This window comes from Micromonospora sp. NBC_00821 (assembly GCF_036347035.1).
Taxonomy (GTDB): Bacteria; Actinomycetota; Actinomycetes; order Mycobacteriales; family Micromonosporaceae; genus Micromonospora; species Micromonospora hortensis.
In genome coordinates this window covers 6,526,764-6,543,081 of the sequence record NZ_CP108880.1, presented here as the reverse complement: position 1 = coordinate 6,543,081, position 16,318 = coordinate 6,526,764, and the positions used below count along the sequence as shown (strand labels likewise).

Annotated in this window: 16 protein-coding genes; 7 read left to right on the top strand and 9 right to left on the bottom strand. The window is 69.8% G+C overall.

From position 1 onward, the window contains the following. Positions 1 to 49: 49 nt before the first annotated feature. Both OHB44_RS30010 and OHB44_RS30005 read right to left on the bottom strand, forming a co-directional pair. The gene (locus OHB44_RS30010) at positions 50 to 820 is read right to left on the bottom strand and encodes a M23 family metallopeptidase (protein WP_238687758.1); all 771 of its coding nucleotides are present in this window, start codon (positions 818 to 820) and stop codon (positions 50 to 52) included. Positions 821 to 1,092: 272 nt separating this feature from the next. After that, positions 1,093 to 1,800: a M23 family metallopeptidase gene (locus OHB44_RS30005; protein WP_238687757.1), complete on the bottom strand. Its 708-nt coding sequence runs from the start codon at positions 1,798 to 1,800 to the stop codon at positions 1,093 to 1,095. 486 nt (positions 1,801 to 2,286) lie between these two features. On the opposite strand from OHB44_RS30005, the gene OHB44_RS30000 reads away from it, so the two are divergent. From OHB44_RS30000 to sucD, 3 genes are all read left to right on the top strand, one after another. Beyond that, positions 2,287 to 2,691: a cobalamin B12-binding domain-containing protein gene (locus OHB44_RS30000; protein WP_030491849.1), complete on the top strand. Its 405-nt coding sequence runs from the start codon at positions 2,287 to 2,289 to the stop codon at positions 2,689 to 2,691. A gap of 431 nt (positions 2,692 to 3,122) precedes the next feature. Beyond that, positions 3,123 to 4,301 carry an ADP-forming succinate--CoA ligase subunit beta gene (sucC, locus tag OHB44_RS29995; protein WP_238687756.1) on the top strand — a complete coding sequence of 393 codons (1,179 nt, stop codon included), beginning with the start codon at positions 3,123 to 3,125 and terminating at the stop codon, positions 4,299 to 4,301. 2 nt (positions 4,302 to 4,303) lie between these two features. Beyond that, on the top strand, positions 4,304 to 5,191 hold the full coding sequence (gene sucD, locus OHB44_RS29990; RefSeq protein ID WP_238687755.1) for a succinate--CoA ligase subunit alpha: 888 nt from the start codon (positions 4,304 to 4,306) through the stop codon (positions 5,189 to 5,191). A 61-nt stretch (positions 5,192 to 5,252) separates the two neighbouring features. On the opposite strand, the gene OHB44_RS29985 is transcribed toward sucD, so the two are convergent. Next, complete coding sequence (locus OHB44_RS29985) at positions 5,253 to 5,519, bottom strand: DUF4190 domain-containing protein (protein WP_266304444.1); 267 nt, start codon at positions 5,517 to 5,519, stop codon at positions 5,253 to 5,255. A gap of 200 nt (positions 5,520 to 5,719) precedes the next feature. Between OHB44_RS29985 and OHB44_RS29980 the strand changes: the two genes are divergently transcribed. Further along, positions 5,720 to 7,009, top strand: a complete 1,290-nt coding sequence (locus OHB44_RS29980) for a cell division protein PerM (protein WP_330438950.1) — start codon at positions 5,720 to 5,722, stop codon at positions 7,007 to 7,009. Positions 7,010 to 7,103: 94 nt separating this feature from the next. Here the strand turns inward: OHB44_RS29980 and OHB44_RS29975 are convergent, their stop codons facing one another. Next, positions 7,104 to 7,658, bottom strand: a complete 555-nt coding sequence (locus OHB44_RS29975; protein ID WP_210783383.1) for a DUF4190 domain-containing protein — start codon at positions 7,656 to 7,658, stop codon at positions 7,104 to 7,106. Positions 7,659 to 7,670: 12 nt separating this feature from the next. Between OHB44_RS29975 and OHB44_RS29970 the strand changes: the two genes are divergently transcribed. The 3 genes from OHB44_RS29970 to purH are packed head-to-tail and all read left to right on the top strand — an operon-like array spanning position 7,671 to position 10,137. Further along, positions 7,671 to 7,952 (top strand): hypothetical protein, encoded by a 282-nt coding sequence (locus tag OHB44_RS29970; protein ID WP_238687751.1) that lies wholly within the window; start codon positions 7,671 to 7,673, stop codon positions 7,950 to 7,952. Continuing rightward, positions 7,949 to 8,569 (top strand): phosphoribosylglycinamide formyltransferase, encoded by a 621-nt coding sequence (gene purN / locus OHB44_RS29965; protein ID WP_091406347.1) that lies wholly within the window; start codon positions 7,949 to 7,951, stop codon positions 8,567 to 8,569. Before OHB44_RS29970 ends, purN begins: the two co-directional genes overlap by 4 nt. After that, positions 8,566 to 10,137 carry a bifunctional phosphoribosylaminoimidazolecarboxamide formyltransferase/IMP cyclohydrolase gene (gene purH, locus OHB44_RS29960; RefSeq protein ID WP_238687750.1) on the top strand — a complete coding sequence of 524 codons (1,572 nt, stop codon included), beginning with the start codon at positions 8,566 to 8,568 and terminating at the stop codon, positions 10,135 to 10,137. Before purN ends, purH begins: the two co-directional genes overlap by 4 nt. A 103-nt stretch (positions 10,138 to 10,240) precedes the next feature. Here purH and OHB44_RS29955 read toward each other — a convergent pair whose 3' ends face one another. The 5 genes from OHB44_RS29955 to OHB44_RS29935 all read right to left on the bottom strand — a co-directional run bounded on the left by OHB44_RS29955 (position 10,241) and on the right by OHB44_RS29935 (position 16,127). Further along, a complete protein-coding gene (locus OHB44_RS29955) occupies positions 10,241 to 11,278 on the bottom strand; it encodes an ABC transporter ATP-binding protein (RefSeq protein ID WP_238687749.1) in 1,038 nt (345 codons plus the stop codon). After that, entirely contained in the window at positions 11,259 to 12,290 is a 1,032-nt protein-coding gene (locus tag OHB44_RS29950; RefSeq protein ID WP_112583768.1) for an ABC transporter ATP-binding protein, read from the bottom strand. Before OHB44_RS29950 ends, OHB44_RS29955 begins: the two co-directional genes overlap by 20 nt. Before the next feature lie 70 nt (positions 12,291 to 12,360). After that, positions 12,361 to 13,317 carry an ABC transporter permease gene (locus tag OHB44_RS29945; protein WP_124778295.1) on the bottom strand — a complete coding sequence of 319 codons (957 nt, stop codon included), beginning with the start codon at positions 13,315 to 13,317 and terminating at the stop codon, positions 12,361 to 12,363. Positions 13,318 to 13,389: 72 nt separating this feature from the next. Beyond that, entirely contained in the window at positions 13,390 to 14,328 is a 939-nt protein-coding gene (locus OHB44_RS29940; protein WP_238687748.1) for an ABC transporter permease, read from the bottom strand. A gap of 197 nt (positions 14,329 to 14,525) precedes the next feature. Continuing rightward, on the bottom strand, positions 14,526 to 16,127 hold the full coding sequence (locus OHB44_RS29935; protein ID WP_238687747.1) for a peptide ABC transporter substrate-binding protein: 1,602 nt from the start codon (positions 16,125 to 16,127) through the stop codon (positions 14,526 to 14,528). Positions 16,128 to 16,318: the final 191 nt, after the last annotated feature.

The window sequence follows — 16,318 nt, the reverse complement described above, 5'->3', positions numbered from 1 at the left end:
CGGGCCCCTCCCTCCTGCTGTTGCGCCCGGACCGCGCCGGGATGTCGCCTCAGCAGCCCAGGTCGACGCCGTGGGCCCGCATGAACGGGGCCGGGTCGATCTGGTTCCACATGCCCTGGTGCACCTCGAAGTGCAGGTGCGGGCCTGTGGCGTCGCCGGTGGCGCCCTCGTAGCCGATGAGCTGGCCGGCCTTCACCTTCTGGCCGACGGTGACAGCGATGCGGCTCTGGTGGGCGTAGTGCGTCAGGTAGCCGTTGCCGTGGTCGACGAAGACGGAGTTGCCGTACCCGTCGGAGGCGTCGCCGGCCTGGGTCACGGTGCCGGCGGCCGCCGCGTGGATCGGCGTGCCGGAGGGCATCGCCAGGTCGATACCGGCGTGCAGGGTTCCCCAGCGCTGCCCGTAGCAGGACGTGACGGCCGCGCCCGGCATCGGGTCGACCCAGGCGGGCGTGGGCTTGGTGGTCTTCTTCGGCTTCGGCTTGGCCTTCGCGGCGGCCGTCTTCGCAGGGGCCGGGCTGGCGCTGATCGCGGACGGGCTGGGCGTCGGGCTGAGCGAGGGGGCGGCCGGGGTGCTCGACTCACGAACCGAGCGGTCGGCCCGGCTCGCGGCGTCGGCCCGGGCCTGGGCGTCGAGGGAGACGGCGGCGGGTGCCGGCTGGTCGGTGCCGCTGGTGGCGACGGCGACACCGCCGAGGCCGAGGGCTACCAGGGCGGCGGCCCCGAGCACGATGAGGCGGTTCCGTCGGCCGGTGCGCCGCGGCGGCGGGGTCTCGCTGGTGTCGGGGGTGTTCTCGTTCTGGACGGGGCTGTCTTCCTGCACGGCGGACCTTCACAGTCGAGGGGCACTTGACCTCGAAATACTGGTGTCCGGCCGAGGTAGGGCAGGCGCGGGGACCGAACCCTCGGACAGAGAGCGGACGGTCGGGTGCCCGGATATGACCCGCTGTGAGGCGCTACATCCAGAAAAGTGATCATGTTGGCGCGTGTCGTCGGTCACATTCGGTGCTGTGACCCGGGATACATCCGCCGGGACCGCACAAAGCAAACCGCCCGGATCAACAGATCCGGGCGGTCAACGGTCGTCACGCACCGTCAGCCGGCGGCTACGTCGCTGTAAATTGCCTCGACTTGCAGCTTGATGTCCACTCCGCGCTCCTGGAGGAACGGCACCGGGTCGATCGGCTGCCCCTTGACATGGATCTCCAGGTGCAGGTGGGTGCCGTACGCGTGGCCGGTCTGACCCACGAGGCCGAGTTGGTCGCCCGCCTTGATCTGCTGGCCTTCCTTGACGCTCACCGCGGAGGAGTGGCCGTAGATGGCCTCGCTGCCGTCGGCGTGCTGGACGATCACCGCGTTGCCGTACCCGCCGAACCAGCCGGCCTTGGTGACCAACCCGTCGTGGATCGCCACGTAGGGCGTGCCCTCGCCGGCGACCAGGTCCACGCCGGTGTGCATCTTGCCCCAGCGGACGCCGTACGGGGAGTTGAAGTCGTAGCCCTGCAGCGGCAGCAGCCAGACCTCGGGCTCGGCGTTGTCGGTGCTGCGGCTGTCCCGGGAGGCGCGGTCGGCGTTGTCCGCACGGGCCGCGGCGTCCTGGCTGGTGACCGACGCCTGCTTGAGCTCGTCGAGGACCGTCGGGCTGACGTCCTTGGCGTCCGGCAGGGCGCTCGCGCCGAGGGCCACGATGCCGGCACCGACGAACGCGGTGGTGACGACAGCGGCGTAACGGCTGCGGGGTGGGGTGGGTACGCGGCGGCGACCGCGATATCGATCGGGCTCAGACGACAGGCGCTGGCGCACGCACACCCTCCGTTGTCGGGGTTCCGAAGCGGCCGGTGGGCGTCCCCTGAAGCTCCAGTGAGACGTCCGCTGACCGCGTCGTCACCCGTCCATGGACCTGATGACAACCGTGGACACGTTAGCCAACCGCCAGGCGAGTCACAAGCTAGACCGAAAAATTGGCGTGTCGATCTGTCCGTTTGCGTCCATGATTGTCATGCATCGCGACGCCGAACGGTGCCCCCGTCGCTGCCCGTTCGTCGCCGAGCGTGACCGTTCCGGCGGAGTCGTCCGACTTGACTCCGGGCGGCGCCGGGATGGCGTCCCCGGCCCTGCCAGCGGCGCGGTGGCGACGAGGCCGGGACGGCGCCAGGCCGGACCTCTCCGGGTTGCGCGGTCGACACGCCGGGTAACGGCCGGTAGCCGAGCCCGGATTTCCCGGGTCGGGCCCGCCGGGTTACCGTTCGTTAAGGTGAAGGCGGTCAAGCCGGTGAAAGGTGTGCGCTGATGAGCTCTCGGATTCGGGTCGTCGTCGCGAAGCCTGGCCTGGACGGCCACGACCGGGGCGCGAAGGTCGTCGCGCGCGCCCTGCGAGATGCCGGCATGGAGGTCGTCTACACCGGCCTGCACCAGACTCCCGAGCAGATCGTGGAGACCGCCATCCAGGAGGACGCCGACGCGGTCGGCCTGTCAGTGCTCTCCGGGGCGCACATGACGCTCTTTCGGCGGGTGCTGGAACTGCTCGGTGAGCGGGACGCCCGCGACATCGTCGTGTTCGGTGGCGGCATCATTCCGAACGGCGACATTCCCGAGTTGGAGAAGCTGGGCGTCGCGAAGATCTTCACGCCGGGCGCCACCACCCAGGCGATTGTCGAGTGGGTTCGACAGAACGTGGCTCAGCCGGTTTCCTGAGGCACGCCGATCCGCTGCGCCACCGATTTTGGGCACGGGGGAGGGGCCGGACGCACCCCTCACACGTCCGGCCCCTCTATGCACGATGCCCCGCCGCCACCCCTCGACCGACAGGGCATCGGCCGTATCCCGTCTTTGCGCTGTTCAGCGCTCCGACATCTGACTCAACGACGCCCCCACGACAGGGTTACGCAAGCCGGACAACATCGCCCGGACGGTGGATGCCGCCCGAGTCATGGCCGGAAACCGGCCACACCTGATGTCCGGTTGTGCATTACCGCACACCGTGCACCCGCTCGGTTGCCGGTGGTGCCGACCTCGCTAGGCTGCGGCCAATGGCCTGTTTCAACTGATGACAGGCGTCAAACTGTTTTCTGAACGCTGGTGGCGGCGCGACGGCGCGCCGCGGAGACGGGACGGGACGCGCAATCGTGGACCTGTACGAGTACCAGGGGCGGGACCTGTTCGAGCGGCACGGCTTGCCCGTGCTGGCCGGCGGCGTCGCCACTACCCCGGAAGAGGCCCGCGCGATCGCCGAACGTCTTGGCGGCCGTGTGGTCGTCAAGGCGCAGGTAAAGGTCGGCGGCCGAGGTAAGGCCGGCGGCGTCAAGCTGGCCGAGGGCCCGGATGAGGCGGTGGCCCGGGCCACCGACATCCTCGGCATGGACATCAAGGGTCACACCGTCCACAAGGTCATGATCACGGTGACCGCGGACGTGGCCGAGGAGTACTACTTCTCGTACCTGCTCGACCGGGCGAACCGCACCTTCCTCTGCATCGCCAGCGTCGCCGGTGGCATGGACATCGAGCAGGTCGCCGCCGATACCCCCGACAAGGTCGTGAAGGCCCCGATCGACGCCGTGAAGGGCGTGGACGAGGCCAAGGCCCGCGAGATCGTGACCGCTGCCGGCTTCCCGGCCGAGGTCGCCGACCAGGTGGTCGAGATCGCCGTCGGCCTGTGGCAGGCGTTCGTCGCCGAGGACGCCACTCTGGTCGAGGTCAACCCGCTCGCCAAGAACGGCGACGGCCGGATGCTGCTCCTCGACGCCAAGATCAGCCTGGACGAGAACGCCGGGTTCCGGCACCCGGACCACGAGGCGCTCGTCGACCAGGCCGCCGTGGACCCGCTGGAGCAGGCCGCCAAGGCCAAGGACCTCAACTACGTCAAGCTCGACGGCGAGGTCGGCATCATCGGCAACGGCGCGGGTCTGGTCATGTCGACCCTCGACGTGGTCGCGTACGCCGGTGAGCGGCACGGCAACGTCAAGCCGGCCAACTTCCTCGACATCGGCGGCGGCGCGAGCGCCGCGGTGATGGCGAACGGGCTGGAGATCGTGCTCTCCGACCCGGCCGTGAAGAGCGTCTTCGTCAACGTCTTCGGCGGCATCACCGCCTGCGACGAGGTCGCCAACGGCATCATCCAGGCGCTGGCCCTGCTCGAGCAGCGCGGCGAGCAGGTCACCAAGCCGCTCGTCGTCCGTCTCGACGGCAACAACGCCGAAGCTGGCCGGGCGATCCTGGACAGCGCGAACAACCCGCTCGTGCAGCGGGTGGACACCATGGACGGTGCGGCCGAGCGGGCCGCCGAGCTGGCAGCTGCGGGGGTCTGATCATGGCTATCTGGCTGACCAAGGACTCGAAGGTCATCGTCCAGGGGATGACCGGTTCCGAGGGTTCCAAGCACACCCGGCGGATGCTGGCCGCCGGCACCAACGTCGTCGGTGGCGTCAACCCGCGCAAGGCGGGCCAGACTGTCGACTTCGACGGCACCGAGCTGCCGGTCTTCGCGTCCGTCGCGGACGCGATGGCCGAGACCGGGGCCGACGTCACTGTCATCTTCGTGCCGCCGCAGTTCACCAAGGCCGCCGTGGTCGAGGCGATCGACGCCGCGATCCCGCTGGCCGTGGTGATCACCGAGGGCGTCCCGGTGCACGACACCGCGTCGTTCTGGGCGTACAACGTCTCGCAGGGCGAGCGGACCCGGATCATCGGGCCGAACTGCCCGGGCATCGCCTCGCCGGGCGCGTCCAACGCCGGCATCATCCCGGCCGACATCACCGGCTCCGGCCGGATCGGCCTGGTCAGCAAGAGCGGCACGCTGACCTACCAGATGATGTACGAGCTGCGCGACATCGGTTTCTCCACCTGCGTCGGCATCGGCGGTGACCCGATCATCGGGACCACCCACATCGACGCCCTCGCGGCGTTCGAGGCCGACCCGGAGACCGACGCCATCGTCATGATCGGTGAGATCGGTGGCGACGCCGAGGAGCGGGCCGCCGAGTTCATCAAGGCCAACGTCACCAAGCCGGTGGTCGGCTACATCGCCGGCTTCACCGCTCCGCCCGGCAAGACCATGGGTCACGCCGGGGCGATCATCTCCGGCTCCGCCGGCACCGCCGAGGCGAAGCAGGCGGCGCTGGAGGCCGTCGGCGTCAAGGTCGGCAAGACGCCGACCGAGACCGCGAAGCTGATGCGGGAGATCATGTCCGGCAGCTGAGCCGGTCAGGGCAACACGAAGGGGGTCGACCGCTTACGGTCGACCCCCTTCGGCGTACGCGTCAGTCGTTGTTCCAGAACGGGTAGTTGCCGGTCGAGCGCAGGATCGCCCCGCCGATGATGTTGATCACGCCGAACGCGATGGCGAGGTAACCGAGCAGCGGCGACTGCCCGTACCGCCGGGCGTCGCGGATGGACAGGTAGCCGAAGACGATGCCGAAAACGCCGCAGCAGATCAGCCCCAGCACGATGCCCAGCACGCCCCAGAGGGTGGTGCGGTCGCGTCCTCGGGCCGGTGGTGGTGGGGGAGGCGGGTATGGCGTCGTCACAGCTTCCTCCGAGCGGTAGTGGGCGACGTGCCGGCTTGGACCGCGACCGGCGGGCCCGTCCCGGGTGGCGGCGACTCGCGCCCCCTCAGGGCCGAGGCTAGACCGGCCCGGGTGAGCAGGACGTCGGTTCGGTCAACTCGCCGACCTTAGGAGGGGTTAACGGACTGCCACGGCCCGCGCGACGTGCCAGAGTAGAGCGGATGTCCCCCGTCACCCCTGACCGTCCCAGCCGTCCCGGCGGTGTGAGCGCCGACGACCGGCCGGTCGACCGCGCCGCACCGGCCCGGCGGGTGCCCGCGCCTCGCGCGGGCGGGTCGCCGCGCGGGCGGGCACCGTTGCCCGTCGCCGCCGGGGTGGCCGCCTGCTGGGCCGCCCTCACCTCCTACCTGCCGGTCGCCATAGTGCTCGGCCTGGTGCAGCTCGGCGCGGACTCCACCACACTGACCGGCACCCTGCGCACCGCGCTGGCCGGCTGGCTGCTCGGGCACGGCGTGCCCCTGCACACCGAGACCGGGCCGCTCGGGCTCGCGCCGCTGGCGTTGACAGTGCTCGCACTTTGGCGGCTGACCCGCGCCGGCGTGCACGTCAGCCGGGCGATCGGTGCTCGCGACACCCGCTCACCGCGCCGGGCACTGCTCGCCGCGATAGCGGTCGGCATCGCGTACGCGCTGCTCGGCGCGCTCGCGGCGGTGCTGGTCGGCACGGGTGGGCCGACTGTGTCGCTGATCCGGGCGGGCGCCACGTTCGCGGCGGTCGGCACACTCGCCGCGCTGGTCGGCGCGGTCCGGATCACCGCAGTGACCCGGCTGCTCGTCACCCGGCTTCCGGGGCCGGTGCGCGACGGCGTTCGCACCGGCCTGGTGGCCGGGCTGCTGCTGCTCGGCGCGGGCGCGGGCGCGGCCGGCCTTGCGGTGGCCACCGGCGGCGGCGACGCGGCCGACATGATCGGGGCGTACCGGACCGGGGTCGCCGGGCAGGCCGGCATCACCCTGGTCAGCGCCGCGTACGCACCCAACGCGGCGGTCTGGTCGACCAGTTACCTGCTCGGGCCGGGGTTCGCGGTCGGGACCGACACCGCGGTCCGTACCAGCGAGGTGTCGGTCGGCGCGCTGCCGGCCGTGCCGCTGCTCGCTGGCCTGCCGCGTGGCCCGGTGGACGGCTTGGGCGCCCTGCTGCTCGCGGTGCCGGTGCTGGCCGGGATGGTCGCCGGTTGGCTGCTCGCCCGGCGGGTGGCTCGACTCGCCGTCCCGGAGCGGGCCGCGCAGCGCTGGGCCGAGTTGCTGGCGCCGGCGGTGCTGGCCGGGCCGGTGGCCGGCGTGGTGCTCGGCGCGGCCGCGGCGATTTCCGGCGGGCCGCTCGGCGCCGGTCGGCTGTCCCAGGTCGGGCCTGTGGGTTGGCAGGTCGGGGCGGTGGCGGCCGGTGTCATAGCGGTCGGCGCGCTGCTCGGTGCCGCCGCCACCCGGGCGCTGACCCGCGGGCCCACGCAGTAGCGCCGCCACCTGGGCGCTGACCTGCCGACCCGCGCCGTAGACGAGCGCGGGGCGCCCCGGGCGAACCCGGAGCGCCCCGCCGAATCCGCGCCCGTCAGGGCTGGGTGGGCAGGTTGACCTGCGCCACGACGCTCAGGATGAGCAGCAGGATGCCCAGCCCGACGCCAACCGCGCCGCAGATCAGACCGGCCTTGGCCTGGCCGGCGTTGTTGGCCTGGCCCTGGGCCACCTTCTGCTTGGCGAGGTAGCCGGTCACGATGCCCGCGATGCCGACCGGGATGCCCAGGTACAGGCAGCAGATCAGCGGGATCGACGCGATACCGAGGATCATCGACACCAGGCCGAGGGTGTTGTTCTGCCCCTGTGCCTGCGGGTACCCGGCGTTCGGGTAGGTCGGGCCGGCACCGTACGGGGGCTGCTGCTGCGCGTACGGGTCCTGGTACGGCGGCTGCTGACCGTACGGCTGCCCCGAGGTGGGCTGCTGGCCGTACGGGGCCTGCGGCGCGGCGTACGGGTCCTGCGGCTGCTGGCCGTACGGCTGGCCGGAGGTGGGCTGCTGGCCGTACGGGGCGGCCGGCGGCTGCGGAGCGGTCGGGTCCTGGTTGGGCTGCTGGCCGTACGGGTCCTGACCGGGGTTACCGGGCTGCATTCGAGAAGCTCCTTGGACTGGTTCCGTCAGTTGGTGCTCTTTATTTCCATCCATGATCGCGGTCAGTCCTCCCAAAGCCCAGTACAGCAACAGGACGACATGTCTCCCAAAGCAGGCAAACTTGCCCTTGTCGACCGCTTCGTGTGCCGGATCAGGGGCGGTGTGTGGGCCGGCGCGGCGTTCGGCCCGAGCGAGCGGCAGCGTACCGGGTCGACGCACGTCGGCACCGTCGAAGATCGGCGCACCGCCCAGTCGAAGGGCGTCCCTGACCTGCCCGATAGGGTGGCCCGGTGACCGAGCCCGCGCCTGTCGCCCGCATCGTCGTCCTCATCTCCGGCTCCGGGAGCAACCTTCAGTCGCTGCTGGATGCCGCCGCCGACCCCGCGTACGGCGCACAGGTCGTCGCGGTCGGCGCGGACCGCGACGGCATCGCGGGCCTGGACCGGGCCGACGCGGCGGGGGTGCCGACCTTCGTCGAACGGGTCCGCGACCACGACACCCGGGAGGACTGGGACCGCGCGCTCACCGCGCACGTCGCGAAGCACCAACCCGACCTGGTCATCTCCGCCGGTTTCCTCAAGCTGGTCGGCCCGCACTTCCTCGCCGCCTTCGGCGACCGCTACCTGAACACCCACAACACGCTGCTGCCGGCGTTTCCCGGCATCCACGGCCCGCGTGACGCCCTCGCCTACGGCGTGAAGCTCACCGGAGCCACCCTCTTCTTCGTCGACGCCGGCATGGACACCGGGCCGATCGTCGCGCAGGTAGCGGTGCCGGTGCTTGACGACGACGACGTCGACACGCTCACCGAGCGCATCAAGGAAGCCGAGCGACGCCAGCTCGTCGAGCAGGTCGGTCGGCTGGTCCGCGAAGGCTGGACCATCACCGGAAGGAAGGTCACGGTTCCGTGAGTCCCACTCAGGACGGGCGCCGCCCGATCAGGCGGGCGCTGGTCAGCGTCTACGACAAGACCGGGCTGGTCGAGCTGGCTCAGGCCCTGCACGCGGCCGGTGTGGAGATCGTGTCCACCGGCAGCACGGCGGGCACCATCGCCGCCGCCGGGGTGCCGGTGACGCCGGTGGAGACGGTGACCGGGTTCCCCGAGGTGCTCGACGGCCGGGTCAAGACCCTGCACCCGAAGGTGCACGCGGGTCTCCTCGCGGACCTGCGCAAGGACACGCACGTGGCACAGCTCGACGAGCTGGGCGTGGCGGCGTTCGACCTGCTGGTCTCCAACCTCTACCCGTTCCAGGCGACCGTCGCCTCCGGCGCCGGCGTCGAGGAGTGCGTGGAGCAGATCGACATCGGTGGCCCGGCCATGGTGCGGGCCGCCGCCAAGAACCACGCCTCGGTTGCCGTGCTCACCGACCCGGCCGGCTACCCGGCGCTGATCGGTGCGCTCAGCGAGGGTGGCTTCACGATGGCCCAGCGTCGCGCGCTGGCCGCCCGGGCGTTCGCCGACATCGCCGAGTACGACGTCGCGGTTGCCCAGTGGTGCGCCCAGGAGCTGGCACCCGCCGACGACTCGTGGCCGCAGTTCGCGGGGTTGGCGCTGCGCAAGTCGACAGCGCTGCGCTACGGCGAGAACCCGCACCAGCCCGCCGCGCTCTACACCGACCCCGACGCCCCGGCCGGGCTGGCGCAGGCCGAGCAGCTGCACGGCAAGGAGATGTCGTACAACAACTACGTCGACGCCGACGCCGCCTGGCGGGCCGCCAACGACTTCGCCGACCAGCCGGCGGTGGCGATCATCAAGCACGCCAACCCGTGCGGCATCGCGGTCGGCGCGGACGTCGCCGAGGCCCACCGCAGGGCGCACGCCTGCGACCCGGTGTCGGCGTACGGCGGTGTCATCGCTGTCAACCGGTCGGTCTCGGTCGAGCTGGCCCGGCAGGTCGCCGAGATCTTCACCGAGGTGGTGGTCGCCCCCGGCTTCGACGAGGGCGCGGTCGAGGTGTTGCAGGGCAAGAAGAACATCCGGCTGCTGCGGGCACCGGCCTGGAAGCCGGCGCTGGTGGAGTTGCGGCAGGTGACCGGTGGCGTGTTGGCCCAGGTCGCCGACCGGGTCAACGCCCCCGGCGACGACCCGGCCAACTGGCAGTTGGCGACCGGCGAGGCCGCCGACGAGGAGCTGCTGCGGGACCTCGCGTTCGCCTGGCGGGCGGTCCGCGCCGTGAAGAGCAACGCGATCCTGCTCGCCAAGGACGGCGCCACCGTGGGCGTGGGCATGGGTCAGGTCAACCGGGTCGACTCGGCGCAGCTCGCGGTCAGCCGCGCCGGCGCCGACCGGGTCCGCGGCTCGGTCGCCGCCTCGGACGCGTTCTTCCCGTTCGCCGACGGCCCGCAGATCCTCATCGACGCCGGCGTCCGCGCCATCGTGCAGCCCGGCGGCTCCATCCGCGACGAAGAGGTCATCGAAGCGGCCAAGAAGGCCAACGTAACGATGTACCTAACCGGCACCCGCCACTTCTTCCACTAACCCCCCCCCCGGGGGCCAGACCCCGTCGATCATGAAGTTATTGCCCTGCACGTCGGCGTGTCAGGGCAATAACTTCATGATCAACCGCAGGGGGGTGGGTCGGTTAGGCCGGGGTGGTGGGGCGGAGTTCGGCGAAGTGGCAGGCGGACGGGTGGGGGTCCGCTGCCCGGGGAACGGTCGCCGGGTCCTCGGTGGCGCAGATGTCCTGGGCCTTCCAGCAGCGGGTCCGGAAATGGCACCCGCTCGGCGGGTCGGCCGGGCTCGGCACGTCGCCGACCAGCCGGATCATGTTGCGCTGGTCGCGGGCCTCGGGGTCCGGCACCGGCACGGCAGAGAGCAGAGCCTGGGTGTACGGGTGGGTGGCCCGCTCGTAGATCTCGTCCTCGGTGCCGATCTCGACGATCCGGCCGAGGTACATCACCGCGACGCGGTCGGCGATGTGCCGTACCACCGACAGGTCGTGCGCGATGAAGATGTACGACAGCCCCAGCTCGCCCTGTAGCTGCTTGAGCAGGTTGATCACCTGGGCCTGGATGGAGACGTCGAGCGCCGACACCGGCTCGTCGCAGACGATCACCTCGGGCTTCAGCGCGAGGGCGCGGGCGATGCCGATGCGCTGACGCTGACCGCCGGAGAACTGGTGCGGGTACCTGTTGATGTGCTCCGGGTTGAGCCCGACCAGGTCCAACAGCTCCTGGACCCGCTTGGCCTTGCTGCCCTTCGGCGCGGCGTCCGGGTGGATCTCGAACGGCTCGCCGATGATGTCACCGACGGTCATCCGCGGGTTCAGCGACGTGTACGGGTCCTGCATCACCATCTGCATGTTGCGGCGCAGCCGGCGCAGCTCACCCCCGGAAGCCTTGAACAGGTCCTTGCCCTCCAGCGTCGCGCGTCCGGAGGTGGGCGTCTCCAACCGCATTAGCAACCGGGCGAGGGTGGACTTGCCGCAGCCGGACTCGCCGACCACGCCGAGCGTCTCGCCCCGGCGCAGCTCGAAGCTCACCCCGTCGACGGCCTTGACCGCCCCGATCTGCCGCTGGAAGAGCACGCCCTGAGTGATCGGGAAGTGCTTCACCAGGTTGTCGACGGAGAGGATGGTCTCGCCGCGGACCTTTGTGGGGTTAGCGGGCGACGCTGTCATCACGGACCTCCTGCGCGAAGTGGCAAGCGCTGGTCCGGCCATCGCCGAGGACCAGGTCGTGCGGCACCTCGTCCACGCAGACCTGCTGGACGTACGGGCACCGTGGGTGGAACGGGCAGCCGGACGGGATGCGCATCAGGTTCGGCGGCAACCCCTTGATCGTCGACAGTTCCTGGCCGCGAACGTCCAGGCGCGGGATCGACTCCAACAACCCCTTGGTGTACGGGTGGGCGGGCGCCTTGTAGAGCGAGCGGACGTCGGCGTGCTCGACGATCCGGCCGGCGTACATGACAGCGATCCGGTCCGCGACACCGGCGACCACACCCAGGTCGTGGGTGATCAGGATCATCGCCATGTTGAGTTCCCGGCGCAGGTCGGCCAGCAGGTCCATGATCTGGGCCTGCACTGTCACGTCGAGGGCCGTGGTGGGCTCGTCGGCGATCAGGACCTTCGGGTCCAGTGCCAACGCCATGGCGATCATGACGCGCTGTCGCATGCCGCCGGAGAACTGGTGTGGGTAGTCGCCGATCCGCTTGGCGGCACCCGGGATCTTGACCAGATCCATCAGTTCGACGGCACGACGTCGAGCGTCGGCCCGGGACATGCCGGCGCGCTGGCGAAGCGTCTCACCGATCTGCCAGCCGACCGGGAAGACCGGGTTGAGGGCGGAGAGCGCGTCCTGGAAGATCATCGCGATCTCCTTGCCGCGTACCTGCCGGCGCTGCTCCTCGGAGCGGGTCAGCAGGTCCTCACCCTGGTAGAGGATCTGGCCGGAGCGGACGAACGCGGGCGGGGTGTCCAGGATGCCCATGATCGCCTGGGCGGTGACCGACTTACCTGAGCCGGATTCGCCGAGCACGGCAAGGGTCTCGCCGGCGTCCAGGTGGTACGACACACCGTTGATCACCCGGGCGACGCCCTCGTTGGTGCGGAACTCGACGTGCAGGTCCCGCAACTCCAGCAGGTGACCGCCCTCGGGTGTGGCAGAGGCGGGAGTTGGATTGACAGTCATAACTGTGCTTGCCTTTCGCTCGCGACTGCGGGGCTCGCTCCGCTCACTCCTCGCGCTCGCACGGATGTTCTCACCGCAGCTTCGGGTCGAAGGCGTCACGGATCGCGTCGCCGAGCATGATGAACGCCAGCACGGTCAGCGCCAGGAAGGCCGACGGGACGATCAACGGGGTGGCCGCCTCCCGCATGTGGATCCGGCCGGTGTCGATGTCCTGCCCCCACGAGATGGTGGGCGCCTTCAGGCCGATGCCGAGGAAGGAGAGCGTCGCCTCGGCCGCGATGAACGAGCCGAGCGCGATGGTCAGTACGACGATGGCCGGGGCCAGCGAGTTCGGCAGGATGTGCCGCCACATGATCCGGCTGTTGCCGGCGCCGAGCATCCGGGCCGCCGCGACGTAGTCCTGCTCCTTCGCGGTGATCACCGAGGACCGGACCACGCGGGCGGCGGTGGTCCAGCCGAGGAGAGCCAGAACGAAGACGACAGCGCCGATCCGGGCCCACTGGCTGTCACTGGACACGCGCTTGAGCAGCACGATCGCGGCCAGCAGCAGCGGGATGCCGAGCACCACGTCGATCACCCGGGAGAGCACAGCGTCGACCCAGCGGCCGAAGTAACCGGCCAACATGCCGATCACCAGCGCGATGATTCCCGTGCCCAACGCGGCGAGCGCACCGACCAGCAGCGAGGCCCGGGTGCCGTAGACCGCCCGGGAGTACGTGTCGCAGCCCTGGAAGTCGTACCCGAAGATGGCCCCGCCCGACGGCCCGGCGTGCTGCCGGGAGAGCAGGCAGTCGTTCGGGTTGTTGGCAGTGAAGACCCCGGGGAGCAGCGCCATCAGGGTGAAGATGACGACCAGCGCCAGCGAGATCCAGAAGATCGGGTTGCGGCGCAGGTCCCGCCAGGCGTCACCGGCCAGGCTGCGGGGCTTGTTCGCGGCGCCGACCTGGTTGGGCGTGCCCGGCTCCCCCGAGGGGCCACGTCGCGCGGCCTGGTTCTCGGTGGCCGCCACAGTTTCAAAGTCACTCATGCCGCCACCTCGCTGCGCTCGGCGCCGGCATGAGAGCCCAGGCACGCTGCGCTGATGATTCGTTCGCTGCGCTCACTCATAGCGGATCCTCGGGTCGAGTACGGCGTACAGGACGTCCACCACCAGGTTCGAGACCAGGTAGACCACGACGAGCACGCTGACGATGCCCACCACCAGGGGGCCGTCCTCGGTGCGGATGCCGCGGAAGAGGTTGAAGCCCACGCCGGGGATGTTGAAGACGCCCTCGGTGATGATCGCGCCGCTCATCAGGTTGCCCAGTTCCACACCGAGGAAGGTGACCACCGGGATCAGCGAGTTGCGCAGCACGTGGACGACGACGATGCGCCGCTTGACCAGGCCCTTGGACCGGGCGGTCCGGACGTAGTCCGCGCGCAGGTTCTCCGCCACCGAGGCCCGGGTGAGCCGTAGGGCGGTCGCCAGCGACAGCGAGCCGAGCACGATGCCCGGCAGCAGGAGCGCGTAGAAACTCGGGTCGGAGCCGGCGGTGGGCGGGAAGAGCTGCCACTTGACGCCCAGGAAGTACTGCGCCAGCGGCGCCAGCACGATGGTCGGGATGCCCAGCACCAGCAGGGTCAGCACCAGCGTCGAGTTGTCGAAGATGCTGGCCCGGCGGATGCCGGCGAGCACCCCGGCGGTGACGCCGAAGATGATCGCCACGGCGAGCGCGATGAGCGCGAGGCGCACGGTGACCGGCCAGGCCTGCTGGAGGATGTCACCGATGCTCCGACCGGTGAGCGACTCGCCCAGGTTGCCCTGGAGCAGGTCCTTCACGTAGTCGAAGTAGCGGTAGAAGAAGCCGCCGACGCCCGTCTGATCCAGGTTGTACTTCTCGGTCAGGTAGGCCCGTTGGGCTGGCGTCACCGGCCGCTCGCCGGCGAGCGCCTGGATCGGGTCGCCCTGTCCGGCGAATGTCAGCGCGTAGACGATCAGGGTGGTCCCGAAGAACGCCAGGACCATCTGCAGTAGGCGCCGCAGGATGTAGCGGAACATGCTTAGCAGTCTCTCCGGAAATGTGCGAAAGGGTCGCAGGACGGCATCTCTGGTCGTACCCGAAATATCCGAGACGTGCCGTCCGGCCCGGGGGAGCCGGCACCACCGACGCCGGGTCCGCTGCTGCGGCCCGGCCCCGGTGGTGCGGTCCGGGCCACCCGGGCTTCGTCGCCCGGGTGGCCCGCACCATGGTCAGCTCAGCTGGCTGCTTCGATCTTGACGAGGTTGACCCGCTGGAACAGGTCCATCTCCACGTTCTTGACCTTGGACGAGTGGCCGAACACGTTCTCGCCGAAGCGGAGCGGGATCACCGGCATGTCCTTGGCCAGGATGTCCTCCGCTTGCTGGTACTTGGCGATCGCCTCGTCCTGCGTCTTGGCGGCGGAACCCTCCTTGACCAGCTTGTCGAACTCCGGGTTGCTGTAGCCGTAGTAGTTCGACGAGCCGTTCGTGCTGTACAGCGGGCCGAGGTAGTCCTCCATGGTCGGGTAGTCCATGACCCAACCCATCCGGAACGCACCCACCGGCGTCTTCTTCTCGACCTTGGTCAGCAGGTCGGCGAACTTCGGCTCGACCGAGCCGACCGCGTCCACGCCCAGGTTGGTCTTGAGCTGGTTGACAGTGGCGTCGACCCAGTCCTTGTGCCCGCCATCGCCGTTGTACGAGATGACGATCTTCGACGGACCGCCGGCGGCCTGGTAGAGCTTCTTGGCCTCGGTCGGGTTGAACTCGGCGGCCTTGCCCGCGGTGTCCTCCCGGTAGCCCGGCAGGACCGGCGCGACGAAGGAGCGCGCCGACGTCTGCGAACCCTTGAAGACCGACTTGGTGATCTCGTCACGGTCGATCGCCATCGAGATGGCCTTGCGCACGTCCGGGCTGCTGTAGTCCTTGTCGAACGTCGGGAACGCGAGGAACTGGAACGACGACATCGGGCTGGTCTTGTACCGGTCACCCAGGTCGCTCGGCGCGGTGCTCAGGCTCTCGGTCGGGATCGTGGGCAGCACGTCCAGGTTGTCCGCCAGGACGTCCGCGTAGGCAGCGGTGAGCTGCTGGTAGATCCGGAACTCGATGTTCTTGACCTTGGGCTTCTCGCCCGGGTACGCGTCGTAGCGCTCGACGTCGATCTTGCTGTCGTGCTGCCAGGTGCCCTTCATCTTGAAGGGGCCCTGCCCGATCGGCGCCTGCTCGTAGGAGTCCTTGAGCACGCCCGGAGCCGAGAACGCGGCATCCGGCATCGGGAAGAACGCGTTGTAGCCCAGCGTCGTCTTGAAGTCGATGTACGGCTCGGAGAGCGTCGCGGTGAAGGTGAGGTCGTCGACCTTCTTCAGACCGGACATCTCCTTGGCCTTCGGCGCCTTGCCCTGCAGGTCGGCGTAACCAGCGACCTTCTCGAAGAAGGGGTTGGTGTCCTGACCGTTCGGGGCGTACGCGCCGTAGTTCCAGGCGTTGATGTAGTTCTGGGACGTGACCTTCTCACCGTTGTGGAAGGTGAAGCCGTCCTTGATCTTGATCGTCCAGACCTTGTTGTCGGACGAGGTGATCGACTGAGCGGCGACCTCGTACGGCTTGTTCTGGGCATCGTAGTCGACGAGCGGGCTGAACAGGCCGGCGATCACCTGCGACCCGGACGTCTCGGTGGTGTTTGTGGGAACCAGGTGCTTCGGCTCGGCGATCTGAATGCTGACCACCGAACTGTCGCTGCCACCGGATCCACCGTCTCCGCCGCTGCCGCAGGCCGCGAGGCCCAGCGTCACCGCGAGCGGGAGGGCGGTCCAGGCGGCGAGTCTACGAACTCGCATTGAGCCTCCTCATCTCCTCACGCTGCGCAGTCAGGCCCGACGCTGGGTTACGCTGCGCAACAAGCGGTAACGGTAGGTCGGCGACGGGTCTTCGACAACGACGCGGTTGCGGGTGGGTAACGGTCCGGGGGCGCCTCCCTTGTCGGGGGCGAAGGAATCTGCTAATCCAAACCGGGTCTATCGACGTTGAC

Bases quoted from the DNA above. Each gene is read 5' to 3' on its own strand.
- OHB44_RS30000 (WP_030491849.1), top strand. From the start codon at position 2,287: ATGAGCTCTCGGATTCGGGTCGTCGTCGCGAAGCCTGGCCTGGACGGC.
- sucD (WP_238687755.1), top strand. From the start codon at position 4,304: ATGGCTATCTGGCTGACCAAGGACTCGAAGGTCATCGTCCAGGGGATG.
- OHB44_RS29980 (WP_330438950.1), top strand. From the start codon at position 5,720: ATGTCCCCCGTCACCCCTGACCGTCCCAGCCGTCCCGGCGGTGTGAGC.
- OHB44_RS29975 (WP_210783383.1), bottom strand. From the start codon at position 7,658: ATGCAGCCCGGTAACCCCGGTCAGGACCCGTACGGCCAGCAGCCCAAC.
- OHB44_RS29955 (WP_238687749.1), bottom strand. From the start codon at position 11,278: ATGACAGCGTCGCCCGCTAACCCCACAAAGGTCCGCGGCGAGACCATC.
- OHB44_RS29950 (WP_112583768.1), bottom strand. From the start codon at position 12,290: ATGACTGTCAATCCAACTCCCGCCTCTGCCACACCCGAGGGCGGTCAC.
- OHB44_RS29945 (WP_124778295.1), bottom strand. From the start codon at position 13,317: ATGAGTGACTTTGAAACTGTGGCGGCCACCGAGAACCAGGCCGCGCGA.
- OHB44_RS29940 (WP_238687748.1), bottom strand. From the start codon at position 14,328: ATGTTCCGCTACATCCTGCGGCGCCTACTGCAGATGGTCCTGGCGTTC.
- OHB44_RS29935 (WP_238687747.1), bottom strand. From the start codon at position 16,127: ATGCGAGTTCGTAGACTCGCCGCCTGGACCGCCCTCCCGCTCGCGGTG.